Source organism: Erythrobacter colymbi (assembly GCF_002155685.1).
Lineage (GTDB): Bacteria > Pseudomonadota > Alphaproteobacteria > Sphingomonadales > Sphingomonadaceae > Erythrobacter > Erythrobacter colymbi.
The window spans coordinates 662873-687168 of the sequence record NZ_MUYK01000001.1; the positions used below are offsets into that span (position 1 = coordinate 662873).

21 protein-coding genes are annotated in these 24296 nt (G+C 68.6%); 12 read left to right on the forward strand and 9 right to left on the reverse strand.

The window, feature by feature from the left end; translation table 11 throughout:
* Positions 1-42: 42 nt before the first annotated feature.
* Positions 43-969 carry an EamA family transporter RarD gene (gene rarD / locus BZF57_RS03065; RefSeq protein WP_086734460.1) on the reverse strand — a complete coding sequence of 309 codons (927 nt, stop codon included), beginning with the start codon at positions 967-969 and terminating at the stop codon, positions 43-45.
* 265 nt (positions 970-1234) lie between these two features.
* On the opposite strand from rarD, the gene BZF57_RS03070 reads away from it, so the two are divergent.
* Positions 1235-1963 (forward strand): hypothetical protein, encoded by a 729-nt coding sequence (locus BZF57_RS03070; protein WP_086734462.1) that lies wholly within the window; start codon positions 1235-1237, stop codon positions 1961-1963.
* On the opposite strand, the gene astD is transcribed toward BZF57_RS03070, so the two are convergent.
* Positions 1960-3372, reverse strand: a complete 1413-nt coding sequence (gene astD / locus BZF57_RS03075; protein WP_086734464.1) for a succinylglutamate-semialdehyde dehydrogenase — start codon at positions 3370-3372, stop codon at positions 1960-1962. The genes BZF57_RS03070 and astD overlap by 4 nt on opposite strands.
* 87 nt (positions 3373-3459) lie before the next feature.
* Complete coding sequence (locus BZF57_RS03080) at positions 3460-4860, reverse strand: protein adenylyltransferase SelO family protein (protein WP_086734644.1); 1401 nt, start codon at positions 4858-4860, stop codon at positions 3460-3462.
* Between the two features lie 86 nt (positions 4861-4946).
* On the opposite strand from BZF57_RS03080, the gene BZF57_RS03085 reads away from it, so the two are divergent.
* The 5 genes from BZF57_RS03085 to BZF57_RS03105 all read left to right on the forward strand — a co-directional run bounded on the left by BZF57_RS03085 (position 4947) and on the right by BZF57_RS03105 (position 10829).
* Positions 4947-5813, forward strand: a complete 867-nt coding sequence (locus BZF57_RS03085) for an alpha/beta fold hydrolase (RefSeq protein WP_086734466.1) — start codon at positions 4947-4949, stop codon at positions 5811-5813.
* Positions 5810-6952 carry a glycosyltransferase gene (locus BZF57_RS03090; protein WP_086734468.1) on the forward strand — a complete coding sequence of 381 codons (1143 nt, stop codon included), beginning with the start codon at positions 5810-5812 and terminating at the stop codon, positions 6950-6952. The genes BZF57_RS03085 and BZF57_RS03090 overlap by 4 nt, the downstream gene beginning before the upstream one ends.
* 159 nt (positions 6953-7111) lie before the next feature.
* Positions 7112-7915 (forward strand): tetratricopeptide repeat protein, encoded by an 804-nt coding sequence (locus BZF57_RS03095; RefSeq protein WP_086734470.1) that lies wholly within the window; start codon positions 7112-7114, stop codon positions 7913-7915.
* A 24-nt stretch (positions 7916-7939) separates the two neighbouring features.
* The gene (locus tag BZF57_RS03100) at positions 7940-9289 is read left to right on the forward strand and encodes a PQQ-like beta-propeller repeat protein (RefSeq protein ID WP_086734473.1); all 1350 of its coding nucleotides are present in this window, start codon (positions 7940-7942) and stop codon (positions 9287-9289) included.
* A 136-nt stretch (positions 9290-9425) separates the two neighbouring features.
* Positions 9426-10829: a methyltransferase family protein gene (locus BZF57_RS03105; protein WP_086734475.1), complete on the forward strand. Its 1404-nt coding sequence runs from the start codon at positions 9426-9428 to the stop codon at positions 10827-10829.
* Between the two features lie 2 nt (positions 10830-10831).
* Here BZF57_RS03105 and BZF57_RS03110 read toward each other — a convergent pair whose 3' ends face one another.
* From BZF57_RS03110 to BZF57_RS03120, 3 genes are all read right to left on the reverse strand, one after another.
* On the reverse strand, positions 10832-11134 hold the full coding sequence (locus tag BZF57_RS03110) for a putative quinol monooxygenase (protein ID WP_086734477.1): 303 nt from the start codon (positions 11132-11134) through the stop codon (positions 10832-10834).
* A gap of 15 nt (positions 11135-11149) precedes the next feature.
* A complete protein-coding gene (locus BZF57_RS03115) occupies positions 11150-12520 on the reverse strand; it encodes a glutamate--cysteine ligase (protein WP_086734479.1) in 1371 nt (456 codons plus the stop codon).
* Between the two features lie 114 nt (positions 12521-12634).
* Positions 12635-13381 (reverse strand): 16S rRNA (uracil(1498)-N(3))-methyltransferase, encoded by a 747-nt coding sequence (locus tag BZF57_RS03120; protein ID WP_086734481.1) that lies wholly within the window; start codon positions 13379-13381, stop codon positions 12635-12637.
* Between the two features lie 39 nt (positions 13382-13420).
* Between BZF57_RS03120 and BZF57_RS03125 the strand changes: the two genes are divergently transcribed.
* Genes BZF57_RS03125 through BZF57_RS03135 form a run of 3 tightly spaced genes read left to right on the forward strand, consistent with a single transcriptional unit; the run spans position 13421 to position 15357 of the window.
* Positions 13421-13801: a hypothetical protein gene (locus tag BZF57_RS03125; RefSeq protein ID WP_086734483.1), complete on the forward strand. Its 381-nt coding sequence runs from the start codon at positions 13421-13423 to the stop codon at positions 13799-13801.
* Positions 13798-14700 carry a 4-hydroxybenzoate octaprenyltransferase gene (gene ubiA / locus BZF57_RS03130; RefSeq protein WP_086734485.1) on the forward strand — a complete coding sequence of 301 codons (903 nt, stop codon included), beginning with the start codon at positions 13798-13800 and terminating at the stop codon, positions 14698-14700. Before BZF57_RS03125 ends, ubiA begins: the two co-directional genes overlap by 4 nt.
* A gap of 3 nt (positions 14701-14703) precedes the next feature.
* Positions 14704-15357, forward strand: a complete 654-nt coding sequence (locus BZF57_RS03135) for an SOS response-associated peptidase (protein ID WP_086734487.1) — start codon at positions 14704-14706, stop codon at positions 15355-15357.
* On the opposite strand, the gene BZF57_RS03140 is transcribed toward BZF57_RS03135, so the two are convergent.
* On the reverse strand, positions 15354-15725 hold the full coding sequence (locus tag BZF57_RS03140; RefSeq protein ID WP_086734489.1) for a VOC family protein: 372 nt from the start codon (positions 15723-15725) through the stop codon (positions 15354-15356). The genes BZF57_RS03135 and BZF57_RS03140 overlap by 4 nt on opposite strands.
* A 116-nt stretch (positions 15726-15841) precedes the next feature.
* Between BZF57_RS03140 and soxR the strand changes: the two genes are divergently transcribed.
* The 3 genes from soxR to BZF57_RS03155 all read left to right on the forward strand — a co-directional run bounded on the left by soxR (position 15842) and on the right by BZF57_RS03155 (position 20955).
* Positions 15842-16306: a redox-sensitive transcriptional activator SoxR gene (soxR, locus tag BZF57_RS03145; protein WP_086734491.1), complete on the forward strand. Its 465-nt coding sequence runs from the start codon at positions 15842-15844 to the stop codon at positions 16304-16306.
* A gap of 146 nt (positions 16307-16452) precedes the next feature.
* The gene (locus BZF57_RS03150; RefSeq protein ID WP_086734493.1) at positions 16453-17343 is read left to right on the forward strand and encodes an ABC transporter ATP-binding protein; all 891 of its coding nucleotides are present in this window, start codon (positions 16453-16455) and stop codon (positions 17341-17343) included.
* A 15-nt stretch (positions 17344-17358) separates the two neighbouring features.
* A complete protein-coding gene (locus BZF57_RS03155) occupies positions 17359-20955 on the forward strand; it encodes an ABC transporter permease/M1 family aminopeptidase (protein ID WP_086734495.1) in 3597 nt (1198 codons plus the stop codon).
* Positions 20956-21096: 141 nt separating this feature from the next.
* Here BZF57_RS03155 and BZF57_RS03160 read toward each other — a convergent pair whose 3' ends face one another.
* Together BZF57_RS03160 and BZF57_RS03165 are read right to left on the reverse strand one after the other, a co-directional pair.
* Positions 21097-21636: a SixA phosphatase family protein gene (locus BZF57_RS03160; protein ID WP_086734497.1), complete on the reverse strand. Its 540-nt coding sequence runs from the start codon at positions 21634-21636 to the stop codon at positions 21097-21099.
* Positions 21633-24272, reverse strand: coding sequence for an ATP-dependent DNA helicase (locus BZF57_RS03165; protein ID WP_240505835.1), 2640 nt, complete (start codon positions 24270-24272; stop codon positions 21633-21635). The genes BZF57_RS03160 and BZF57_RS03165 overlap by 4 nt, the downstream gene beginning before the upstream one ends.
* Positions 24273-24296: the final 24 nt, after the last annotated feature.

A 24296-nucleotide genomic window follows, 5' to 3' on the forward strand; every position in this document is an offset into this window, starting at 1 on the left:
TCGCAAAGCAGCTGGACCCCCGCCTGCGCGGGGGTGACAGCATCAGGAAGCAGACCCCCGCTTCTTCGCCCACAGATCCCACACGAACACCGCCACCGCGATCCAGATCAGCACGAAGCATGCGAGCTTGGCCGGTGCGAGCGGCTGGTGGAACACGAACAGGCCGAGGAAGAACACGATTGTGGGCGAGAGATACTGGATGAAGCCCAGCGTCGAATAGTCCATCCGCCGCGCGGCGATGGCGAACATCAGCAGCGGCACGGCGGTGACGACGCCGGAGAACACGATCAGCAGGCTCATCCACGCGTCATGCCCGAAAGCCGAGCCTTGCGGGCTCATCGCGTACCATGCGGCGATGCTCCCGGCGACGGGCAGCAGGATCGCGCTCTCGATGGTGAGGCCGGGGAGCGAGCCCACGGCAACCTGTTTCCTCACAAGGCCATAGACGCCGAAGCTGAAACCGAGACTGAGGCTGATCCACAGGCTCGTCAGCGTTTCCGCTCCCGTCGCCAGCAGCGCCACCGCGACCCCTGCGATGGCGACCGCGAGCCATTGCCGCTTCGACAGCTTCTCGCCCAGCACCACCGTGCCGAGCAGCACGTTCAATAGTGGGTTGAGGTAATAGCCGATCGAGGTCGCAAACACCTCGCCCGCCATGATCGCCCAGATATAGACGAACCAGTTGATCCCGATCAGCACCGAACTCGCCAGCAGGGCGAGCAGGCTCCGGGGCGTCTTCAGCGCCGCGAGCAGCTCGGGGAACTGGCGGCGGTAGGCGACGATCAGCAGGCACAGCGGCAGCGTCCAGATGATCCGCCAGCCGACGAATTCGAACGGGGGGACGCTCCTCACCAGCATCAGGTAGAGCGGCAGGAAGCCCCAGATGATGTAGGCCCCCAGCGCCGGTGCAAGGCCGGAGGCGACGGGGCCGGACGCCTGCGGAGCGTCGTGAGGGGCGGGGGTGCTCATGGTGCCGCGGCGTTAGGGGTGCAGGCGCCGGGGCGCAAGCCGCAGGATCGCTGAACGGTGGCTTTCAACCGCATGGCCGATTCGTTCAGATTGCACTCTCTATAGATGAACGAAATTGGGCTTGCGGCCGTTCCCACCAGCGGCCGCCGGCGCGGGGGCGCGTTTTTGCCTTCGCGGGGGACGCCTTCGGGGCCATCCGGCTCCGGAGGCGTTTCCACGTCTGGTTGAAGGCAAATTAACCAACCTGTGGCAAAGGCTTGGGGCGATGCGCCGCGCCCTTCCCCTTCTGCTGCTTGCAAGCTGTGCCGCTGCCTGTGCGCCTGCGGGCCCCGGCGCGGCGGACGATGCCGCGCTGATCGCGCAGGACCCCGTGATCGCCCGCGCGCTCAACGACCCGCTGATGAGCGACCCCGATCTCGCCAGCCGCAACGAGGCCAACGCCGCTATCGGCTTTGCCGACAGCACGGCGCTGCCGGTGCTCGCGGCGAGCAACGAGGATGCGCAGGCCGCGCGCGAGGCGCTGCGGATCGAACTGCTCGAAAGCGGCACGCTCCCCGATCTCCCGCCCGCCAGCGACAAGCCGGGCGGCGCGCCGCTCGGCCCGATGTCGGGGCCGGCGGAGCTTCTCGCCGCCGTCGGCGCGCCCGCGGCCTGTGCGGGCAAGCTCAGGGAAGACTTCGCGCTCGCCGCCAAGCTGCCGCCCGCCGCCCTGCTTCCGCCGCCCGCGATGGTGGTGCAGGCAGGTGGAGCAGATACGGGCGAATGCCGCCTTCGCATCGTCCGCTACCAGACCGCCGCGCCGCTTGCCGATGTGCTGCAATACCACTTCGTGCGTGCGAGCCGGGCAGGGCTCACCCCGCAACGCTTCGCGCAGCCGCAGGAGAGCATCGCGGCGAAGGGCAAGAACGGCGAGCGGCTGGCGGTGCATCTGCGTCCGGCACCCGGCGGGCTGACCGGCGTGACGCTGGTCTACCGCGCGCCGCAGACGAACTAGGGCCGCACCCCGATCATCACCGTCGCGCGCGGCTGGTCCATCTCGTTGCTGGCGACCGGATAGGCGCAATAATCGGCGGCGTAATAGGCCGCCGGGCGATGGTTGCCCGACAGGCCGACCCCGCCGAAGGGCGCCTTCGACGAGGCCCCGTTGGTGGGCGCGTTCCAGTTGATGATCCCGGCGCGGATATTGGCCCAGAAGCGCCCGTAATCCTCGGGGCTGCCGCCGATCAGCGAGGCCGAGAGGCCGAAGCGGGTGTTGTTCGCCTCGGTGATGGCGGTGTCGAGGTCGGGCACGCGGATCACCTGGAGCAGCGGGCCGAACAGCTCGATATCGGGGCGCTCGGGCACGTCGGTGACGTCGATGATCCCGGGGCTGAGGAAGGGCAGATCGGGCACCGTGCGGCGCATGTGCAGCAGCGGGCGGCCCCCGGCGGTGAGCAGCGCGACGAAGCTTTCGGTCAGGCGGTCGGCAGTCTCGTTGTCGATCACCGGGCCCATGAAGGGCTGCGGCTCGCCGAGCGGGTGGCCGACCATCAGCTTGCGCGCCAGCGGCACGAGTTCGGCCATCAGCGCGTCATAGACGCTCTCCACCACGATCAGCCGCCGCGCCGAGGTGCAGCGCTGGCCGGCGGTGGTGAAGGCGCTCTGCACGATCAGCGCGGCCGCATCGGCGAGCTTGGGCGTGTCAGTGACGACGACGGGGTTGTTGCCCCCCATCTCGAGCGCGACGATCTTGCCCGGATTGGCGGCGAGCTTGCGATTGATCGCGATGCCTGCCTGCGCCGATCCGGTGAACAGCACGCCGTCGATCCCCGGATGGGCGACCAGCGCCTTGCCTTCCTCCGGCCCGCCGATCACGCACTGGATCACGTCCTCGGGCACGCCGGCGCGGTGGAAGGCCGCGACCAGCGCCTCGCCCACGGCGGGGGTTTTCTCGGACGGCTTGAACACCACCGCATTGCCCGCGATCAGCGCGGGGATGATGTGGCCGCAGGGGATGTGGGCGGGGAAGTTGAACGGCCCGATCACGGCCATCACGCCATGCGGCTTGTGGCGCAGCGCCGCGCTCGCCCCGACGCCGGAATCGAGCTTCTTCTTGCCCGTCCGCTCGGCATAGGCCTGCACCGCGATGTCGATCCGCGCGACCACCGAATCGATCTCGTTGCGCGCTTCCCACAGGGGCTTGCCCGCCTCGCGCGCGATGAGATCGGCGAGCATGTCGCTGTCGCGGCGCACGGTGTTGGCAAAGCCGCGAAGCAGAGCGATCCGGTCGGTCAGCGCGCGTGCGGCCCACGGCGCCCAGGCACGGCGCGCGGCGGAAACGGCCGCGTCGACGTCGCCCAGAGGGCCGCGCCAGACTTCCTCTCCGCTCGCCGGTTCGTGGGAAATGAGGATGTTGTCGGTCAATCCGCCGCTATCCAATGCCTGTCCTGCCCCCGCAATTCCGGTCTCGCCCCTAACGCTGTTGGCGCGCAAAAGATAGGGGCGAGCAACCTAGGGATGTCCCTGAGGTGTGGGCGGGGGACCATGCGCCTCGCCCATGCGGCGCAGGGCGGCGACCTTGGCGTGGAGCGGGGCCCAGTCGTCGGCTTGGTCGATCGCGGCCCAGATCGCCTCGACCTCCTCGATCAGCATCGACTGGGGTTCGGGATCACTCCAGTAGGGATGGTCCGAGGAGACGGGGAAGTAACCCGCCAGCGCTTCGCCGAGCGCGCCGGTTGCCTCCCCGCGCCCGCCGCGGTTGGCGAAGAAGAAGGCATCGGGCTGGAGCGCGCCCTCGCGCATCTGCGCCTCGCAGGCGGCGACGAGCTGCGTGTCGGCCTCGACGCCCCGGCTTTCCACCCCCAGCCGCCAGCACCACCGCCGCGCGACGGCGGCCATGTAGAGCGGCCCGAAACGCTCGAGCGCGGCCACAAGGGGCCCGGTCTCGGCATGGAGCCGCAGCGCCACTGCCAGTTGCCCGCAATTCCAGTGCAGCGCCTCGGGCTGGCGGCCGAAGGCGTAGAGCCCGGCGTGGTCGAAATAGGCGGCGGTGAAGCCCGGCTCCCACGCGGGCAGCCAGCGCCACGGGCCATAGTCGAAGCTCTCGCCGGTGATGTTCATGTTGTCGGTGTTGAGCACCCCGTGGACGAAGCCTGCGACCATGTAGCTTGCGGCCAGATCGGCCATGCGCTCGACCACAGCGTGCATCAGCCGGATCGCGGGATTGTCGCGGTCGGGGGCGTCTGCGGGCGGGGGCGGGGCGGGGAAGTGCTGGAGGCAATAGGCGATGAGCTGCTCCATCTCGTCCGCCGCTTCCAGCGCGAGCAGCCGCTGCAAGGTGCCGAAACGGATGTGGGAGTGGCTGAGGCGCACCAGCACCGCCGAGCGCGTGGGGGAGGGTTCGTCCCCGCGATAGAGGCTCTCGCCGGTCTCGATCACGCTGAAGGTCTTGGAGGTGTTGACGCCGAGGGCCTCGAGCATCTCGGTCGCGAGGATTTCGCGCACCGCGCCCTTCAGCGTCAGGCGGCCATCGCCGGAGCGGCTCCACGGGGTCTGGCCCGAACCCTTGGTGCCGAGGTCTATCAGCCGCCCGTCGCCGCCCCGCATCTGCGCAAAGAGGAACCCGCGCCCGTCGCCGATCTCGGGGTTGTACACGCGGAACTGGTGTCCGTGATAGCGCAGCGCGAGGGGGTGGGGGAGGTTGCCCTCCAGCGCCTCGAACCGCCCGAAGTGCCGCAGCCAGTCTGCGTCGCTTAGCCCCGCCAGCCCGACGCTCGCCGCCGCGCGGTCGTTGCGCCAGCGCAGCCGCGTTTCGGGGAAATCCGCCGGGGCGACAGGATCGCCCAGCCAGGGGGCTAGCGAAAGGATCGCCGGATCGGGGCGGTAGGTGACAGCCTCATCCGGATGTTGCATGGCCAAGCTCATCCCGCGATAGTGGGGGCAAGCACCCGCGCGCGCAAGCCGCCGGGTTAGGCACATAATGGGGAATAACGCCGGTCATGGCCGCGACTTACGAAGACCGCTACTGGACGAGCAGCGACGGGCTGACCCTGCATTACCGCAACTATCCCGGCCCCGAGGGAGCTACGAAGCTGCCGGTGCTGTGCATGCACGGCCTCACCCGCAACGCCCGCGATTTCGGCCCGCTGGCCGAGGCGCTGTCGGCCACTCGCCGCGTGATCGTCACCGAGATGCGCGGGCGCGGGATGAGCGATTACGCGCCGGATTCGGACACCTACAACCCGCTCGTCTATGTGCAGGATGTGGAAAAGCTGCTCGCCGAACAGGCAATCGGCCGCTTTGCCGTGGTCGGCACCTCGATGGGCGGGCTGATGACCATGCTGATGGCCGCCGGCAAGCCGGGGCGCATGAGCGCGGTGGTGATGAACGATATCGGCCCCGAGGTGCAGACCGAAGGCCTCTCGCGCATTTCGGGCTATGTCGGGCAGGGCCGCTCCTACCCCACGTGGGTTCACGCCGCGCGCGGGCTGGCCGAGGCGCATGGCGCCGCCTTCCCCGATTTCGACCTCGACCAGTGGCTCGAAATGGCCAAGCGCACGATGGTGGTGAGCCAGAACGGGCGGATCGCCTTCGATTACGACATGGCCATTGCCGAGCCCTTCTCCAAGCCCGGCAACGCCGCGCCGCCCAACCTGTGGCTCGCTTTCGAGGCGCTGGCGGGGGTGCCGATGCTGCTGGTGCGCGGCGCGCTGTCCGATCTGCTCAGCGAGGAGACGGTGCGGCAGATGGGCGTGCGCAATCCGGCGCTGAAGACGATCACCGTCCCGCGCGTCGGCCACGCCCCGACGCTCGACGAGCCCGAGGTGCGCGCGGCGATCCTCGCGCTGCTGGACGGGGCCGAGTGAGCGAGCCGTCGGGGCCGCCTGTCCCGCGCATCCTCCACTGCCATTCAACCTTCTCCCCCGGCGGCAAGGAGGTGCGCTGTGCGCGCCTGATGAACGCCTGGGGGCCGCGCCTGCACCACAGCATCGTTTCGGCCGAGCCGGAGGCGATGGGGGCGGCGGGGCTGATCGGGCCGCGGGTGCCGGTCGATTACCCGTCCGGTTTCCCCTCGCTGAAAGGCAGGCCCACGCCCGCAAGGCTGGCGCGGCTGGCGCGGGCGATGCGGGGCTATGATCTCGTGTGCACCTACAACTGGGGCGCGATGGACGTGGTGATGGCGCACCGCGCCTATGCCGATGCGATGCAGCTCCCCCCGCTGGTCCACCACGAGGACGGCTTCAACGAGGACGAAGCCGAGCGCCTCAGCCCCTTGCGCAACCTCTACCGCCGTGCGGCGCTGGCGCGGGCGGCGGGGCTGGTGGTGCCCTCGCAGGTGCTCGAGACCATCGCCCGCGAGGTGTGGCGCCAGCCCGAGGCGCGCGTCACCCGCATCCCCAACGGCATCGACACCCCCGCCTTCGCCGCCGCGCCCGATCCCGGCGCGCTGCCGGTCACGAAGGGCGAGGGGCAGTTCTGGGTCGGCACGCTGGCAGGCCTGCGCCCGGTCAAGCGCCTGCCCGATCTGGTCGCCGCCTTTGCGCAGCTCCCGCCCGAATGGTACCTCGTCATCTGCGGCGAGGGGCCGGAGCGCGCCGCGATCCTTGCCGCGGCCGAAGCGCTGGGCATCGCCGCGCGCGTCCACCTGCCCGGCAATGTCGATCCCGCCAGGGTCGTCGGCCTGTTCGATATCTTCGCGCTGTCTTCCGCCTCCGAGCAGTTCCCGCTCTCGGTGGTCGAGGCGATGGCGGCGGGGCGGCCCGTGGCTTCGACCGACGTGGGGGATATCCGCGCGATCCTCGCCCCCGACAATGCCGCGCTGCTGACGCTGCCGGGCGATCCCCTCGCCCTGGGCGAGGCCCTCGCCACCCTTGCCGCAGACCCTGCGCTTCGCGCCAAACTGGGCGAGGCCAACCGCGCGCGGGCGCGGGCCGAATTCGACATCGCCGCGATGTGCGCGGCCTACGAGAGCGTCTATGCCCGCGCGATGGGCCGCGCGTTCTGAGCCCTCTCGCGCTTCATCCCCCGTTCAACCCCGCCGCCCCATCTCCCCGGCCAAACCGCCCCTGCCATTGCGCGAGCGGCTCCACCTGCCTAAAGAGCGCGGCGGTGCCCCGGCTGCGGCGGGCGGCACATGACTTTGACGAGGACACCAAGGCCCCCAATGGCGCGCACTCCTTCCAACATTCCGGCTATCCCCGACACGACGCGCGAAGACGAAGTGCTGATCCGCGAGATCGACGAAGCGGTGCGCGAGGATGCGGTCTATGACTTCATGCGCAACCACGGGGTCAAACTGCTCGGCGTCATCCTCGCGCTGATCGCGGCGCTGGGCGGGTACATGGTGTGGCACCACTTCGCCGAACAGAAGCTCGAACAGCAGTCCGAAGCACTGATCGCGGCGCTCGACGCGGCGGACGCGGGCGATTTCAAGGGCGCGGCGGACAAGGTCGCGCCGCTGCTCGCCGACGGCAATTCGCCCGGCGCGCGCACCGCGGCGCGCTACATCCAGGCTGGCGCCGCGCTGGAATCGGGCGACACCGCCAAGGCGAGCGGCCTCTACAAGCAGATCGCCGCCGACGAGAGCGCGCCCCCGGCGCTGCGCAACCTCGCGAAGATCCGCGATGTCGCGATAAATTACGACAGCATGAAGCCCGCCGACGTGATCGCGCAGCTCGGCCCGCTCGCCAAGGAAGGCAGCCCGTGGCTCGGTTCCGCGGGCGAGCTGGTGGCGATGGCCCATCTCGAAGCCGGCAACCGCGCCGAAGCGGGCAAGATCTTCGCCGCCATCGCCAAGGACGAAAGCCAGCCCGAAACCCTGCGCAGCCGCGCGCGCCAGATGGCGGGGCTGATGGGCGTCGATGCGGTGGTCGATGTGGACAAGCTGCTCAAGGACCAGGGGGTCAGGTCCGATGGCGAGGGGGCAGAAGCCGATGCGGGCGCCGCCCCGACGGCTGCGGCCGAATAAGAGACGGGATTGGAACGGACGGATATGACACACTCGAAGATCCTGCGCGCGGCGCTGCTGGCAGGCGTGCTCGCGGCGGGCCTGACCGGTTGCAAGGGCGGGCTGTTCGGCGGCGGCAAGGACAAGACCACGCCGACCGTGGGCAACCGCGTGCCGATCCTCTCGCGCATCGAGAGCGGGGCCGAGGTCGATCCGGCGCTCGCCGCGGTCAGCGTCGTGCTCCCCCCGCAGCGGACCAACGCCGAATGGGCGCAGGCCGGCGGCGCGGCGGGCAAGTCCTACGGGCACCTTGCGCTGGCCGAGAACCCCTCGAAGATCTGGACCGCCAGGGTCGCCGGATCGAGCAACCGCGAGCGTCTTGCCGCGGCGCCCGTGATCGGCGGCGGCAAGCTCTACGCGATCGGCACCGACGGCGTTATCAGCGCATTCGACAAGAACACCGGCGCGAAGCTCTGGAGCCTCCAGAACGACGAGAGCATGACCAAGGATATGCGCCCCTCGGCCTTCGGCGGCGGGGTCAGCTATGAAGCGGGCAAGCTCTACGCCACCAACGGCGTGGGCGAGGTGAAGGCGATCAACGCCGAAACCGGCGAGATGCTGTGGAAGGTGAAGCCCGCAGGCCCCCTGCGCGGCGCGCCGACCATCGCCTTCGACGAGCTGTTCGTGATGACGCAGGACAACCAGCTCCTCTCGCTCAGCACCAAGGACGGCTCGCTGATCTGGGACGAGAGCGGCTCCAACACCCAGTCGGGCGTGTTCGGCGTGGCCGCCCCCGCCGCTGGGCAGGGCACGATCGTCGCGGGCTATTCCTCGGGCGAGCTGACCGCCTACCGCTACGAGAACGGCCGCAGCCTGTGGTCGGACGCGCTTGCGCGGACCAACATCTCGACCACCGTGGGCTCGATCACCGATATCGACGCCGATCCGATCATCGATTCGGGCCGCGTCTACGCGCTCGGGCAGGGCGGACGCATGGCGGCCTATGAACTGGTCACCGGCCAGCGCATCTGGGAACTCAACCTTGCCGGCATCTCCACCCCCGCCATCGCAGGCGAGTGGATCTTCACCCTCACCGATGACGGGCGCCTGCTCGCCATCGCGCGTTCCTCGGGCCGGGTGCGCTGGATCAGCCAGCTCCAGCGTTACAAGGACGAGGAAGACAAGAAGGGCCCGATCTTCTGGACCGGCCCGGTGCTCGCCGGCGGCCAGCTGTGGGTCGCCAGCTCGCGCGGCGAGGTGTGGAAGGTGAGCGCGGGCGAAGGTTCGGCGACGCTGTTCGCCGAGATCGATGCGCCCGTGAGCCTTGCGCCGGTTGTGGCCGACGGGGTGCTCTACCTGTTGGACGACAGCGGCACGATCCACGCCTGGAAGTGATTCCCACAGGCCATTTCGTGCCAGAGGGGGCCCAGACCCCCTCCAGCCTCCCTCAGACCCCCTCCAGACCCGCACCGGCGCGGGTCAGCGGGGCTTTGCCCGTCTGTTAACCCTTATGCTGTAGGGCGGATGCGCCATGAATGCGCCGTCCTCGCCCTTTCCAACCGCGCGCCCGCGCAGCGACGTTTCGACCGGCGTCGGGCTTGCGGGGCTGGCGGGTCTGGTGGTGTGGATCGCCTTCTGCCGGTCCTATCCGCAGATCGCCGACGCGCTTGGGCTCGGCGGCGCGTTGGCGGGTGAAAGAGGCGTTCTTTCAGGGCCTTATGCCGCGCTCGCCGCGATGCTGTTCACCGCGCTGCCGATGGCGGCGTGGTCGCTGCTGGTCGACAAGGTCCACCTGCGCCCCTCGACGGGCATCGACTGGAGCCTGAAGCGCAGCGTCGCCGAGGTGATGCCGGTCGCGGTGATCAAGCTCGTCGGCCTGTGGGCGACCTGGGCTTTGCTGGCCGCCTTCTACTGCCTCGCTCGCTGGTACTGGAGCGGCAACTACCTGTTTTCGATGGAAGTTCTGAGCTTCGCCATCTTTCCGTTGGTGATGCTCTCGGTGCCCTATGTCATCTGGCTCGACCGCTATCTGGTGGAGCCGCGCGACGGGGCCTTCCACTTCGGCGCCTTCGTCGTCGGCGGCGGGGTGATCGGGCGCGAGCAGTGGGACACCGCGGCGATCGCCAAGCACTGGCGCGCCTGGGCGATCAAGGGCTTCTTCGGGGCCTTCATGATCTCGATCCTCCCCCCGGGCTTTGCGCAGGTGGTGGAGGCCAACCCCCAGCAATTCCTCGGCAATCCGGTCGAATTCGCGATGCTGCTGGTGACGCTGCTGTTCCTCGTCGACGTGCAGATCGGCACCGTGGGCTACCTGCTGACGCTGCGCCCGCTCGATTCCCACATCCGTTCGGGCAACCCCTTCCTCGCCGGCTGGCTTGCCGCGCTGATGTGCTATCCGCCTTTCGTGTGGGGGATCATCGGACCCAACGACCAGATCCTGAACTACGAATTCGCGACGCCGGGCTGGGCGCACTGGTTCGCCGGGCACACCGCCCTGCTGTGGGCGTGGGGCGGACTTCTCGTATTCCTCACAGGGGTTTACGCTTGGGCGACGGTGGTGTTCGGCATCCGCTTTTCCAACCTCACCTACCGCGGCGTGCTGACCAACGGGCCCTACCGCTTCACCCGCCACCCGGCCTATCTGTCGAAGAACCTGTTCTGGTGGGCGAGCGTGTTGCCCTTCATGGTGACCGACGGCGGCTGGCTCGACGCGGTGCGCAATGCCGTTTTCCTACTCGTGGTGAACGGCATATACTTCTGGCGCGCCAAGACCGAGGAGGCGCATCTGCTCGCCGAGGATCCGAAATATCGCGAATATCACGCGTGGATGGAGCAGCACGGGTTCGTCACCGCGCCGCTGGTCCGGCTGAAGCGCCGCGTGTTCGGCGGCGGAGCGGCGGCGCCGCATGAAGCACACGCCTACCCCGCCGAGTAGGATTACATCACCGGCGATCCATCATCGGTCGGGAACTTGAGCGCCTCGATCACCTTGAAATCGAGCCCGCTGATCGCTGCGCCGAAGGCCGCCATGTGCGGGGTGGCAAAGTGCGCGGCGAGGGCTGCCTCGTCCTTCCACTTCTCGACGATGTGGAGGATGCCGGGCTGGAGCACGTCCTGCGTGAAGGCATAGGCGATGCAACCTTCCTCGGCGTTGGAGGCCGCGACCATCGCCTCGATGGCCGCGAGCGCCGGTTCCAGCGCGCCTTCACCCACCTGCGCTTTTGCGAGCACGATCAGCATGTTCCTCTCCCCTCTTCAGAATTGTTGTTCGTAGACGCGGGTGATGTCCCCGTTCCACTCGCCATGGTAGGCATCGAGCAGGCGCTGCGCCGGAACCTTGCCGCTGGCGACGATCTCGTCGAGCGTTTCGAGGTAGCCTGTCTCGTTGTCGCCCGCCGCATTGAGCCGCGCGCGGGCCTTGAGCCCCGCATGGGCGATCTTCAGGACCTCGCGGCCCAGATCCTGCAAGGTGCCGCCATCGGGCGACTTCGTGGCGAGCGCGAGGCGCGGCACTTCGTTCCTGAGGCGCTCGCGCTCCTCCATCGACCAGCCCTTGACCAGATCCCATGCGGCATCGAGTGCGCCCTGGTCATATAGCAGGCCGACCCAGAAGGCGGGGAGGGCGCAGATCCGGCTCCACGGACCGCCATCGGCACCGCGCATTTCGAGGAAGGACTTCAGCCGCACCTCGGGGAAGGCGGTCGAGAGGTGGTCCCACCAGTCGCTCTGCGTCGGCCGCTCGCCGGGGAGGACGCTGAGTTTCCCATCGAGAAAATCGCGGAAGGAAAGCCCCGCCGCGTCGATGTACTTCCCGTCGCGGAAGACGAAATACATCGGCACATCGAGCATGTATTCGGCCCAGCGCCCGTAGCCGAAGCCGTCCTCGAACACGAAGGGCAGCATCCCCGTGCGCGCCGGATCGGTGTCCGACCAGATGTGCGAGCGGTAGGAGAGGAAGCCGTTGGGCTTGCCTTCGGTGAAGGGCGAATTGGCGAAGAGCGCGGTCGCCAGCGGTTGCAGCGCGAGGCTGGTGCGGAACTTCTTCACCATGTCGGCTTCCGACTGGTAGTCGAGGTTTACCTGGATCGTGCAGGTGCGCAGCATCATGTCGAGGCCCATCGTCCCGACGCGCGGCATATGGCGCAGCATGATGTCGTAGCGGCCCTTGGGCATGATCGGCAGCGCTTCGCGGGTCTTGTCGGGCCACATGCCGAGGCCGAGGTAGCCGACGCCGCACTTCTCGCCGATTTCCTTGACCTGCGCCAGGTGCCGCCCGGTTTCCGCACAGGTCTGGTGCAGGTTTTCGAGCGGCGCGCCGGACAGCTCGAGCTGGCCTGCGGGCTCGAGGCTGACGGCCCCGTCTTCGCCCTTCAGGGCGATGACGTTGCCGCCTTCCTCGACCGGGCTCCACCCGAATTTCTCCAGGCCTTTCAGAAGGTCACGGATGCCGCAGGGCTCGTCATAGGAAGGGGCACGGTGGTCGGAGGTCTTGAAGACCAGCTTCTCGTGCTCGGTGCCGATGCGCCAGTCCTCGGGCGGCTTTTCTCCCTTCACCATCGGCAAAACCAACTGGTCGAGGCTTTCGATCACCGGATCGTCGGCAGTGGAAGCTTCGCGTGTGCTCATGGCAGGCCCTCTCTGGCCGGTTGCTTTAGAAAACGGGTTTGACGGTGGGAAGGCAAATTCGGCTTTGTGGAGGTCAAAGCGATTTGTCTTGCGCGATTATGGCACGGGGGCGGGCTACCAGTCCCCGGCGGTGGCCATCCACGCGGCGAGCGCGGCGATGGCGGCGGTCTCGCCCCTCAGGATGCGCGGGCCGAGGGTGACGGGGCGGGCAGCCGGGTGGGCACGGATCGCGGCGCGCTCGGCCTCGTCAAAGCCGCCCTCGGGGCCGGTGAGGATCGCGGCGGGGGAGCCCTTGTGCGCAGCGAAGGCAGCGGCGGCAGGTTCGCCCCCGTTCTCGTCGGCGAAGAACAGCGCGCGGCTTTCCGGCCATCCGGCGAGCAGCGCATCGAGCTTCACCGGCTCGGCGAGCTCGGGCAGCGCCGTGCGGGCGCATTGCTCGGCCGCCTCGGTGGTGATCGCGCGGGCGCGTTCGAGATTGAGCTTGTCGGCGACACAGCGGCGGGTGACGAGCGGCTGGATCCGTGCCGCGCCGAGTTCGGTCGCCTTTTCGAGGATCAGGTCGAAGCGGTCCTTCTTGAGCAGGGCGGGGCACAGCCACAGGTCGGGCACGGCCTCGCGCGGCCTCAGCATTTCGGCGACTTCGAGCACCACATCGCGCTTGCCCGCATCGGTCACGCGCGCGGCCCATTCGCCGGTCACGTCGTCGCACAGGATCACGAAATCGCCGGGGGCAACGCGCATCACGCGGGCGAGGTAATGCGCCGGATTGCCCTCGATCCGCACAGCGGCGCCCGCCGCCAGCGTCTCGGCAACAAACAGGCGCGGGGCGCTTTTCGGGGGCCAGGCAGGGGTTGCGGGCATGGCTTGGCCCTAGGCGCTCGGGGCGCTAGGGAGCAAGTGATGTCCGCGCGAACCGCACAATTCCTGATCGCCGCCGTGTTCCTGATGCTGGGCGGCTGGGCGCTTCTGGCCCCGGCGAGCGTGATCGGCCTCGCCTTTGCCGAGCCCTATCGCGAGGCGGGCTTCATCAACCGCTTCACCATCGCCTGCTTCGGCGCGCAGGCGGTGCTGTTCGGGCTGATGGCGCTGGTGACGCGCTGGAACGCGGCGAGCTTCGCGGTCTTTGCGGCGGCGCTGCTGCCGTTCTTCGCCTTCAACTACTGGTTCCATTACCGCGTGCCGGTGCTGACCAGCATCGGGATGCTCGACTTTGCCGGCAACGTGACCATGCTTGTGCTGGCGGTGCTCGGCTGGCGGGCGGCGCGCAGGGAGACCGCATGACCGAGACGATCGTCCCCGATACCGAGCACCGCAGATTGGTCGCGCGCCTGCCGCAGCTGCCGCGCGATCTGGCGCTGCTTGCGCGGTTCGACCGGCCGATCGGGTGGTGGCTGCTGTTCTGGCCCTGTGTCTTCGGCGTGTGGCTGGCGGGCGCGGGGGCGCAGATCGCGCTGCTCGGCTGGCTGCTGCTCGGCAGCATCGCCATGCGCGGGGCGGGGTGCGTCTATAACGACATCGTCGATGCCGATCTCGACCGGCAGGTGGCGCGCACCGCGCTGCGCCCCGTGGCGAGCGGGCGGGTGTCGAAGAAGGCGGCGTGGGCGTGGCTGGTCAGCCTGTGCCTCGTCGGCCTCCTCGTGCTTTTGCAACTGCGGACCGAGGCGCAGATCGTCGCGCTCGGCAGCCTTGCGCTGGTCGCGGCCTATCCCTTCATGAAGCGCATCACCTGGTGGCCGCAGGCGTGGCTCGGGATGGTGTTCAACTGGGGGTTGCTGGTCGGCTGGACCGAGCTGCGCTGGGACAACTGGGAGGTGCTCGCCTGCCTCTATGCCGGCTGCATCTGCTGGGTGATCGGCTACGACACGATCTACGCCTTGCAGGACCGCGAGGACGACGCGATGGTCGGCATCCGTTCTTCCGCGCTGGCGATGGGGGCGCGGGTCAAGGCGGGAGTGGGGTGCTTCTATGCGCTCGCGATCAAGCTGTGGGCGCTGGGCTTCTGGCTCTACCGCGAAGACTGGGTGGCGCTGCTGGCCTTGCTGCCGGTGGCGGGGCACCTCGCATGGCAGGTGATGACCCTCGATGCCGATGATCCGATGAACCCGCTCGCGCGCTTCCGCTCCAACCGCTGGGCCGGGGCGCTGATGGCGGCGGCGTGCTTCGTGGTCGGGAACGCCTGAGCCATGTGTCACCTCACCCGCATCACCAAGCCGACTGGCGAGGTCGCGGCGTGGTTTGATGCGGTGGAGCGGCTGGGCGGGGCCAATCTTGCCGCCGAAACCTATCCCGGCACGCCCGGCCTCGTGATCGCCGAGGGCGAGCTGCGGGCGATGACATGGGGCTTTCCGCTGGTGCTCAAGGGCGCGAAGGGCCAGCCGCTGAAGCCCAAGCCGGTCAACAATGCACGTGACGACAAGCTCGGCACGGCCTTCTGGCGCGAATCCTTCGTTGAGCGCCGCTGCCTGATCCCGCTGACCGGCTGGGGCGAGGCCGAAGGCGCGCGGGGGCGGATGACGCGCACATGGTTGGCACTTCCCGATGCCCCGCTGTTCGCCGCTGCGGGGATGTGGCGATCCTCGGACGAGTGGGGCGATTGCTACACGATGGTGATGACCGACAGCGCGGGGACGGACGCGGCGAGCGTCCACGAACGCATGCCCGTGCTCCTCGCGCCCGACGATTACGCCTGCTGGACCGGCGGGACGCCCGACGCGGCCTTCCGCCTGTGCCGGGGGTGGGAAGGGCCGCTGGCGATCGACCGGACGAACGAGCCCTGGGCGAAGGCGGCGACTGCACCTGCGCCTCCGCCGCCTCCGGTGCAGCCGGGGCTGTTCTAGCCGTAGCTGACGATCTCGAATTCGATCCCGTCCCAATCGAAGAAGTAGAACCGCCGTCCGGGCTCGTAATCGGCGTGGTTGAAGGGCTCGAGGCCCGCAGCGACGACCACCGCTTCGGCCGCGTCGAGATCGTCGACCACCAGCCCGACGTGGTTCAATGGCAAGCCCTTGGCATGGCGCGCGACCGGCGTGCCGCGGGTGTAGACCGCAATGTAGTCGCGATCGTCGCCCACGTGGATGGTCTCCCCGCCCAGCATCGAAGGCCCGCGCCAGCGCTCGTGCCAGCCGCACAATTGCTGGAGCAGCGCGGAGGAGCGCTCGATATCGCTGACGGTGATGTTGACGTGTTCGAGGTGTCCTGTGGGCATTGCGGGGGTCCTTTCATGCTTGGGGCGAGCCGCGCCCGAGAGCGGGGCGAATCGCTGAACTTGCTCATCGTGCAATCTCAACCTAACTTGAGGTCAAGCTTTATCGGAACGCCCCCATGACCGCCGCCCAACCCCGCCGCCTCAAGCCCACCGACCTCATCCCCATCGGCGAAATCGCGCGCCGTACCGGGCTCTCGGTCTCGGCGATCCGCTTCTACGAGGACAAGGGGCTGATCGAGCCGGTGCGCTCTGGCGGCAACCAGCGGCGCTTCCTGCGGTCCGACATCCGCCGCCTGTCCTTCATCCTCATCGCCCAGCGGCTCGGACTATCCTTGGGCGAGATCGAGGCGGAGCTGGCGCGGCTGCCGCAGGGGCGCACCCCCGATGTGCGCGACTGGGCCGCGATCAGCCGCACCATCCGCGCGCGGATCGAGGGGCGCATCGCCGAGCTCGAGCGCACCCGCGACCGGCTCGACGGCTGCATCGGCTGCGGCTGCCTCAGCCTCGAGCATTGCGCGATCTGGAACCCGCAGGACGCGCTCGCCGACGAAGGCCCCGGCCCGCGCAAGCTGCTGGCCTGACGACAGATAGCTTGCGGCGAACCGTTTACGGCCATCGACGAATGGCATAGACCTCGACCAATGGCAGGGCGCATTCCACCAACGCGGCTTTCGCGCTTGGCGCACGGCGCTAAGCTGCAGACGATTGAATCAACGGGGTCCACCACATGCTCGAACTCAATGGCGTCAGCCACACCTATCCCAACGGCACCAAGGCACTGGACGATGTGACGCTGACGATCCCCAAGGGGATGTTCGGGCTGCTCGGCCCCAACGGCGCGGGCAAATCGACCCTGATGCGCACCATCGCGACCTTGCAGGCGCCCACCCACGGTACGATCCGTTTCGGCGATATCGACGTGCTGGCCGAGCCTGACCGCCTGCGCCGCACGCTGGGCTACCTGCCGCAGGACTTCGGCGTCTATCCGCGCGTCTCGGCGCAGGTGATGCTCGATCACATGGCGGTGCTCAAGGGCGTGACCGGCAAGGGCGAGCGCAAGGCGATGGTCGAGCATCTGCTCAACCAGACCAACCTGTGGAACGTGCGCGGCAAGGCGATTGCGGGCTTTTCGGGCGGGATGCGCCAGCGCTTCGGCATTGCCCAGGCGCTGATCGGCGAGCCGGAACTGATCATCGTCGACGAGCCCACCGCTGGCCTCGACCCCGAAGAGCGCAACCGCTTCCTCAACCTCCTTGCCGGGATCGGCGAGAACGTGGTGGTGATCCTCTCCACCCACATCGTCGACGACGTCGCCGACCTGTGCCCGCGCATGGCGGTGCTGGCGGGCGGCAAGCTGCGGCTCGAAGGCGCGCCGCACGATCTGATCGCCTCGACCAAGGGCCGCGTCTGGCAGAAGACCGTGCCGCACACACAGCTTGGCGAGATGCAGGCGCAATACGAGGTCATCTCGCACCGCTTCTTTGCGGGCGATATCGTCGTCCACGTGCTCTCCGACAGCCAGCCCGAGGGCTTCGAGCCGGTCAGCGGGGGCCTCGAGGACGTATATTTCGCGACCCTCGCCGAAACCCGCCGCGCCCCTGCCGCGCACGCCGCGTAAGGGAGGGCTGCCACCATGCTGACCGCACGCCTCGCCGCGTTCGAAATCCGCTACCAGCTGCGCAATCCGGTCTTCTGGGTTTCGGCTGCGATCTTCTTCCTGATCGGCTTCGGCCTTTCCGCCAGCGACAATGTGAGCTTCGGCGCGCCGGGCGCGGTGCACGAGAATTCGCCCTACACGGTCGCCTTTGCGACCTCGGTGTTCACGACCTTCTACATGTTCGTGATCACTGCCTTCGTCGCCAATGCCGTGGTGCGCGACGACACGACCAAGTTCGGCCCGATGATCCGCGCGACGCCTGTGGGCGAATCGAGCTTCCTTGCGGGCCGCTTCCTCGGCGGGCTCGCCATCGCGATCCTCGGCTATCTCGCGGTGCCTGCCGGTATCGCGGTGGGCGCGGCGATGCCCTGGGTGGATCCCGAGACCGTGGGGCCGGGCGGCCTTGCGATCTACGCCTGGCCCTTCCTCATCATCGGCATTCCCAACCTGATCCTCGCCTCGGCGGTGCTGTTCAGCCTTGCCACCATCACCCGCTCGATGCTGGCGAGCTATATCGGCGCGCTGGTGCTGGTGCTGGGCTACCTCACGATCAACGCCATCGTCGCCAGCGATCCCTCCTATCAGGATGTGGTCGCGCGCTACGAGCCGCTCGGCGCAGGCGCGATCAGCGAGATCGCGCGCTACTGGACCGCGACCGAGATGAACACGCGGCTGCTCCCGTTCGAGGGCAACCTGCTGTTCAACCGCATCTTCGTGCTGGCGCTGTCGGCGGGCTTCCTCGTCCTGTCGTGGTGGCGCTTCAGCATGACCGAGCGGGCGCCTTCGCGCTGGCAGCTGCGGCGGCTGGCGAAACAGGCCGCGAAGACTGCGAAGGCCGGCGCTGTCGCGCCGCAGGTGCTGACCGCACCGGTCACTCGCAGCTTCGGCCTTGGCCATGCGCTCGCCAGCTTCCGCCTGCGCCTCCGTGCCGAGGTGATGTTCGTGCTCAAGAGCCCGGGCCTCATCGTCCTCCTGCTGCTCGCGCTGGCGCTGACGACGATCAACCTGTTCCTTGCCGAGACCACCTTCGGCACGGCCTCCTACCCGCTCACCGCCGACATCATCACCACGGTGATCGGCAGCGGCGCGCTGTTCTGCCTGATCGTCGCGGTGTTCTACGGCGGCGAGCTGGTCTGGCGCGAGCGCGACGTGAAGATCGGCGAGATCCTCGATGCGACCCCCGTCCCTGCATGGGCGGTGTTCGTGCCCAAGATCCTCGCGGTCTTCGTGGTGCTGCTGATCATGTCGCTTTCGGGCATGGCCGCGGGCGTCCTGTTCCAGCTGGCCAAAGGCGCGCCCTCGATCGACATCGGCCTGTATCTCACCGCCTACGTCATCCCGCAGAGCGTCGACCTGCTGATGCTGGCGGTGCTGGCGGTGTTCTTCCAGGTGCTCAGCCCCAACAAGTATGTCGGCTGGGGCCTGATCCTGGTGTGGTTCGTCAGCCGCATCTTCCTGTCGAACCTCGGCTACAACAACATCCTCTATACCTATAACGGCACCCCGCCCGAGCCGCTTAGCGACATGAACGGCAATGGCGGCTTCTGGTACGGCGCGGCGATTGCGCGGGTCTACTGGGCGTGCTTCGGCGTGGTGCTGCTGGTGCTGGCGCACTGGGCATGGCCGCGCGGGACGGTGGTGGCGGTGGTGCCGCGACTCAAGGGCATGGCCCGGCGCGCGACGCTCGCCTCGGGCGGGATCGCGCTCGCCGCGATTGCAGGGATGGTCGGCACCGGCCTCGTCATCCAGCACAACATCAAGGAGCTGAACCGCTTCGAGACCTCGGACGAAGCCGAAACCCGCCTCGCCGAGTTCGAACGCAAGTACCTCAAGTACGAAACCCTGCCGCGTCCGGTGGTGACCGATGTCGCCTTCGACGTGGCGATCTATCCGGATGACCGCCGGATGGAGGTGAAGGGGCATTATGACCTGCGCAACGACAGCGGGGTGCCGATCACCGAGCTGCACGTGCGGCAGGGCGATGATGCGGTGACCTTCAGCCGGCTCGACATCGCGGGCGCGAAGCTCGCCAGCCATGACCAGCGCCATGCCTATCGCATCTACCGCTTCGACACGCCGCTGGCGCCGGGCGCGACGGTGCGGCTCGACTTCGCCTCGCAGGTGTGGCGGCGCGGCTTTGCCAATGGCAGCGTGGCGACCGACATCGTCGACAACGGCACCTTCGTGAACAACTTCACCTTCGCGCCGATCATCGGGATGGACAGGAACGGCCTGCTGCAGGACCGCACCGCGCGGCGACGGCAGGGCCTGCCCGCCGAGCTGCGCATGGCCAAGCTCGAGGATACCTCGGCGCAGGCGCGCAACTATGTCGGGGCCGACTGGGTGAATTCGAAGATCACTATCTCGACCACCGCCGACCAGGTGCCGATCGCGCCGGGCAACAAGATCTCGGACAAGGTCGAAGGCGGCCGCCGCGTCGCGGTGTTCCAGAGCCCTGCGCCGATCCTCAACTTCTTCTCGGTGCAATCGGCGCGCTATGCCGTGGCCGAGGAGCAGGCCGGGCCGGTGCTGCTGAGCGTCTACTACGATCCCAAGCACGCCTGGAACGTGCCCGCGATGCAGAAGGCGCTGAAGACGTCGCTCGCCTATTACGAGCGCAATTTCGGCCCCTACCAGTTCGGCTATGCCCGCATCATCGAGTTCCCGGGCTACCAGAGCTTCGCGCAGGCCTTCGCGGGCACCATGCCCTATTCCGAAAGCATCGGCTTTGCCGCCGACGTGCGCGATCCCGAGACGATCGACTATGTCTCCTACGTGGTCGCCCATGAGCTCGGGCACCAGTACTGGGCGCATCAGGTGATCGGCGCGAACATGCAGGGCCAGACCCTGCTGTCGGAGACGCTGGCGCAGTATTCAGCGTTGATGGTGATGAAGGAGCTCTATGGCGAGGACAAGATCCGCCGCTTCCTGAAGTACGAGCTCGATCGCTACCTCGCGGGCCGCAAGGGCGATCCGCTGCCCGAACAGCCGCTCTACCGGGTCGAGAACCAGCAGCACATCCACTACCGCAAGGGCAGCCTCGTGATGTATCTGCTCCAGACCCGGCTGGGCGAGGATGCGGTGAACCGCGCGCTTGCGCGTGTGGTGGCGACCTGGCGCTTCAAGAGCGCGCCCTATCCGCGCAGCGTCGATCTGATCGCCGAGCTGCGCAAGGAGGCGAAGACCCCCGAGGATCAGGCGCTGATCACCGATCTGTTCGAGAAGATCACGATCTATGATCTCAAGGCGACCGAGGCGGCCAGCACCAAGCGCGCCGACGGCAAGTGGGTGACCCGCATCACGGTCGACGCGGGCAAGTTCTACGCCGACGGCAAGGGCGTCGAGACCCCCGCCAAACTCGCCGAAAGCATCGAGGTCGGCGCCTTCACCGAAAAGCCCGGCACCGGCGCCTTCGACAAGCAGGCGGTACTGGCGATGACCCGGATGCCGGTGAAGGGCGGCAAGCAGGTGGTGGAGATCGTCACCGCGAAGAAGCCCGCCTTTGCCGGGATCGACCCGTACAACTTCTACATCGACCGCGATGCGGACGATAACGTGGTGGCGGTGAACTGAGGCCTTGTTCCCCTCCCTTCGGTCTCCCCTCCCTTCAGGGAGGGGCTGGGGGGTGGGGCGAGGCCAAAGGCCTCGCACGTGGCCGCTGGCATGGAGCCCCCACCCCCAACCCCTCCCCAAGGGGAGGGGAGACGGGAGGCCTTAGCCCTCCGGCCCCAGTGCCGGGTCGAGATCGCGGGGCCGCGCGAAGTGGACCAGCTCGGCGCAATAGCGCTTGAGCTCGCTCCAGTGGGCGATGTCGCATTCGAGCACGGCGTAGGCGGCGGTCGGGAACTTGACGACGGCCTCCTTGAACAGGGCGTTCTCCTTGCCCGGCGCGACCAGTTCGAGCAGCACGTCCTGAAGGCCGGGATTGTGGCCTGAAATGAGGATCGCCTTCGCCTCATCGTCACCCGTGCCCGCATGGGCCTCGATCGTCTCGACGATGGTGTCGAAGCTCGCGAGATAGAGCCGCTGGTCGTAGACCGGCTCGACATCGGGGAGCGCGCCTTCCAGCGTCAGCTTCACGCGGACTGCCGGGCTGGCGAGCACCTTGTCCCACTTCACCCCGTGGTCGCGGATATGCTTGCCGATCAGCTCCGCGCCCTTGCGGCCGCGCGCGTTCAGCCCGCGGTCGAAATCGCGCTGGGCGGTATCGTCCCAGTCGGACTTGGCATGGCGCAGGAGGCCGAGAATCTTCATGGCTGGGAGGTTTCTCCTGCTGGCTCGCTCACCCCATGGCGACCGCCTTCCACAACACCAGCCGCGAGCCGTTGTAAAGCCTGATCGAGCGTCACGCGCAGCACCGGCGTGCCTTTCGGAAAAGCGGAAAGCAGCCGTGAGGGGAAGGCGGGGGAGAGGACGATGAAGTGGCCCGCATCGTCCTTGCTGCGGATCAGCCGCCCGAAGGCCTGTGCCAGCCGCGCGCGGATGATGCGGTCGTCATAGGCAGAGCCGCCCCCTGCGAGCCTGCGCGCCTTGTGGAGGATATCGGGCCGCGGCCAGGGCACCTGCTCCATGACCACGCAGCGCAGCGAATGGCCGGGCACGTCCACACCATCTCTCAGCGCATCGGTGCCGATCAGGCTGGCGCGCGGATCGTCGCGGAAGATGTCGACGAGGGTGCCGGTGTCGATCGGGTCGACGTGCTGGGCATAGACCGGGAGCCCTGCGCGCGCGAGACGGTCGGCGATGCGGCCATGCACCGCGCGCAGCCGCCGGATCGCGGTGAACAGGCCGAGCACGCCGCCCCCGCTTGCCTCGATGATCCGCGCATAGGCCCCGGCGAGCGCGGGCAGATCGCCCTTGGCGATATCGGTGACGATCAGCACTTCGGCCCGTGTCGCGTAATCGAAGGGGCTCTCCGCCGCCGAGAGCAGCGGTGCGACCTCGACATGGGCTGCGCCCGAACGCTGGATCGCGCTTGCCCAGCGGTCATCGTCTTCCGTGCGGTCGGTGAGGGTTGCGCTGGTCAGCAGCACGCCGTGCGCGGGTTCGAGCACCACCCTCGCAAATGGCTTCATCGGATCGAGCCAGCGCCGGTGGATCGCCACGTCGAACTCCCGCGCGTCCGAGCGGTCGACCGCGAGCCAGTCGACGAACTCCGGGTCGGCAGGCCCGCCCAGCCGGTCGAGCAGCGCTTCCCACGCGGCCAGCAATTCGATCCGCCATGCGAGCGCAAACCGCGCCCCCTCGATCCGCGCGCGGCCTTGGGCGTCGAGCCAGTCGGGGGGCTCGGCGAGGATCGCCTCCAGCCGTCCGCCCAGCCGGATCAGCGGCACGCGGATGGAGGCGAGCGCTTCGGCGGCGGCGCTGGCGGCCTCGATCACCTCGCCCGGCAGGCCCGCGGCCTCGGTCTCGATCCCGTAGCCTGCATCGATCCCGCCGCTCTCGTCGCGGGCATAGGTCGCGGTCCGCACGGCGGCGAGCAGGGCTTCGATGGGGCCGAAGGGGCTGTTCTCGCCGATGCGTTGCAGCCACCCGTCCGAGGGGAGGAGCTGCCCCGCCTTGCACGCCGCGCTGATCGCCTCGGCACCGGCATCGTCGTAGCTGGCAATGTCCGCGAGCCGCGCCGAAAGCCCGCGCCGCCGCCCGCGCGATTCCTTCTCCGGGCCGATGATCCAGCGGCGAAGCTCGATCGTCTCCTGCCCGCTCAGGGTCGCGGCGAAGGTGCTGTCGGCGGCGTCGAAGACATGGTGGCCCTCGTCGAAGATCAGCCGCGTCGGGCGCTGGTTGGGGTCGCGGGCGCGGGCGGCGTTGACCATCACCAGTGCGTGGTTGGCGATCACCAGATCGGCCTGCGCCGAGTCCCGCGCCGCGCGCTCGATGAAGCACTTCCGGTAGTGCGGGCACCCGGCATAGATGCACTCGCCGCGCTGGTCGGTCAGCGCCGCGATCCCGCGCTTGCGGAACAGCGTCCCGAGCCACCCCGGCAGATCGCCGCCGATCATGTCGCCATCGCGGGTATAGGCCCCCCAGCGCGCGACCAGCTGCGCAAGGATCGCAGGTCGCCCCGCAAAGCCGCCTTGCAGCGCGTCTTCGAGGTTCAGCAGGCAGAGGTAATTCTCGCGGCCCTTGCGCACCACCACCGGTGGCGTGCCGTCGGGGCGCTTGACCGGCCAGGCGCGGCGGCTTTCCGCGCGCAGCTGGCGTTGCAGGTTCTTGGTGAAGGTCGAGACCCAGACGGTGCCGCCACTCAGCCCCGCCCAGACCGAGGCGGGGGCGAGATAGCCCAGCGTCTTGCCGATCCCCGTCCCCGCCTGCGCCAGCGCGAGATGCGGGCGGCCGGGGGCCGAGCGCGGCGCGAAGATGCGCGACACGTCCTGCGCATAGGCGCGCTGGCCCTCGCGCTGTTCGGCGCCCTCGCCGGTGAGGTGTGCGAGCTGCTGCTGCACGGCTTGCGGATCGAGTTCCACCTGCCGCGGGGCGGGGCGCTCGCCCGCTTCCTCCCATTCGGGCAGCTTGGCGAAGAGCCAGCGCTCGGCCTTCTCGGGCTTGGCGATGTGGGGGCGCAGCACCTGCGCCCACGGCCAGCGCAGGCGTTCGAGGGATTGGACGGCGCTCCACGCGCCCTCGCGCTCGAACCATTCGGGGTCCTGACAGGTCGCCACCAGCGCCCCCGCCGCGCGCTGGAGCATTTCGGGCACCGCGGCGTCGTTCTCGGGCACCGGCAGCCCCAGCGCCTCGGCCAGCCCGCGCGGGGTGGGCACGCAGAAGCGCGCGGGGTGGATGAAGGCGAAGGCCTCGAGCAGGTCGAGCCCCGAGAGGTCGGGATAGCCGAGACGGCTCGCCACGAGCGGCGCGTTCAGGAGCAGCACCGGCGTATCGGCGGCGGCCATGATCGCATCGCCTTTGGACACGGC

What these genes read in the sequence shown, in the direction of transcription:
- rarD (WP_086734460.1), bottom strand. Translation starts at nt 969, where the DNA reads ATGAGCACCCCCGCCCCTCACGACGCTCCGCAGGCGTCCGGCCCCGTC.
- BZF57_RS03070 (WP_086734462.1), top strand. Translation starts at nt 1,235, where the DNA reads ATGCGCCGCGCCCTTCCCCTTCTGCTGCTTGCAAGCTGTGCCGCTGCC.
- BZF57_RS03080 (WP_086734644.1), bottom strand. Translation starts at nt 4,860, where the DNA reads ATGCAACATCCGGATGAGGCTGTCACCTACCGCCCCGATCCGGCGATC.
- BZF57_RS03085 (WP_086734466.1), top strand. Translation starts at nt 4,947, where the DNA reads ATGGCCGCGACTTACGAAGACCGCTACTGGACGAGCAGCGACGGGCTG.
- BZF57_RS03095 (WP_086734470.1), top strand. Translation starts at nt 7,112, where the DNA reads ATGGCGCGCACTCCTTCCAACATTCCGGCTATCCCCGACACGACGCGC.
- BZF57_RS03100 (WP_086734473.1), top strand. Translation starts at nt 7,940, where the DNA reads ATGACACACTCGAAGATCCTGCGCGCGGCGCTGCTGGCAGGCGTGCTC.
- BZF57_RS03105 (WP_086734475.1), top strand. Translation starts at nt 9,426, where the DNA reads ATGAATGCGCCGTCCTCGCCCTTTCCAACCGCGCGCCCGCGCAGCGAC.
- BZF57_RS03110 (WP_086734477.1), bottom strand. Translation starts at nt 11,134, where the DNA reads ATGCTGATCGTGCTCGCAAAAGCGCAGGTGGGTGAAGGCGCGCTGGAA.
- BZF57_RS03115 (WP_086734479.1), bottom strand. Translation starts at nt 12,520, where the DNA reads ATGAGCACACGCGAAGCTTCCACTGCCGACGATCCGGTGATCGAAAGC.
- BZF57_RS03120 (WP_086734481.1), bottom strand. Translation starts at nt 13,381, where the DNA reads ATGCCCGCAACCCCTGCCTGGCCCCCGAAAAGCGCCCCGCGCCTGTTT.
- BZF57_RS03125 (WP_086734483.1), top strand. Translation starts at nt 13,421, where the DNA reads ATGTCCGCGCGAACCGCACAATTCCTGATCGCCGCCGTGTTCCTGATG.
- ubiA (WP_086734485.1), top strand. Translation starts at nt 13,798, where the DNA reads ATGACCGAGACGATCGTCCCCGATACCGAGCACCGCAGATTGGTCGCG.
- BZF57_RS03135 (WP_086734487.1), top strand. Translation starts at nt 14,704, where the DNA reads ATGTGTCACCTCACCCGCATCACCAAGCCGACTGGCGAGGTCGCGGCG.
- BZF57_RS03140 (WP_086734489.1), bottom strand. Translation starts at nt 15,725, where the DNA reads ATGCCCACAGGACACCTCGAACACGTCAACATCACCGTCAGCGATATC.
- soxR (WP_086734491.1), top strand. Translation starts at nt 15,842, where the DNA reads ATGACCGCCGCCCAACCCCGCCGCCTCAAGCCCACCGACCTCATCCCC.
- BZF57_RS03150 (WP_086734493.1), top strand. Translation starts at nt 16,453, where the DNA reads ATGCTCGAACTCAATGGCGTCAGCCACACCTATCCCAACGGCACCAAG.
- BZF57_RS03155 (WP_086734495.1), top strand. Translation starts at nt 17,359, where the DNA reads ATGCTGACCGCACGCCTCGCCGCGTTCGAAATCCGCTACCAGCTGCGC.
- BZF57_RS03160 (WP_086734497.1), bottom strand. Translation starts at nt 21,636, where the DNA reads ATGAAGATTCTCGGCCTCCTGCGCCATGCCAAGTCCGACTGGGACGAT.
- BZF57_RS03165 (WP_240505835.1), bottom strand. Translation starts at nt 24,272, where the DNA reads ATGGCCGCCGCCGATACGCCGGTGCTGCTCCTGAACGCGCCGCTCGTG.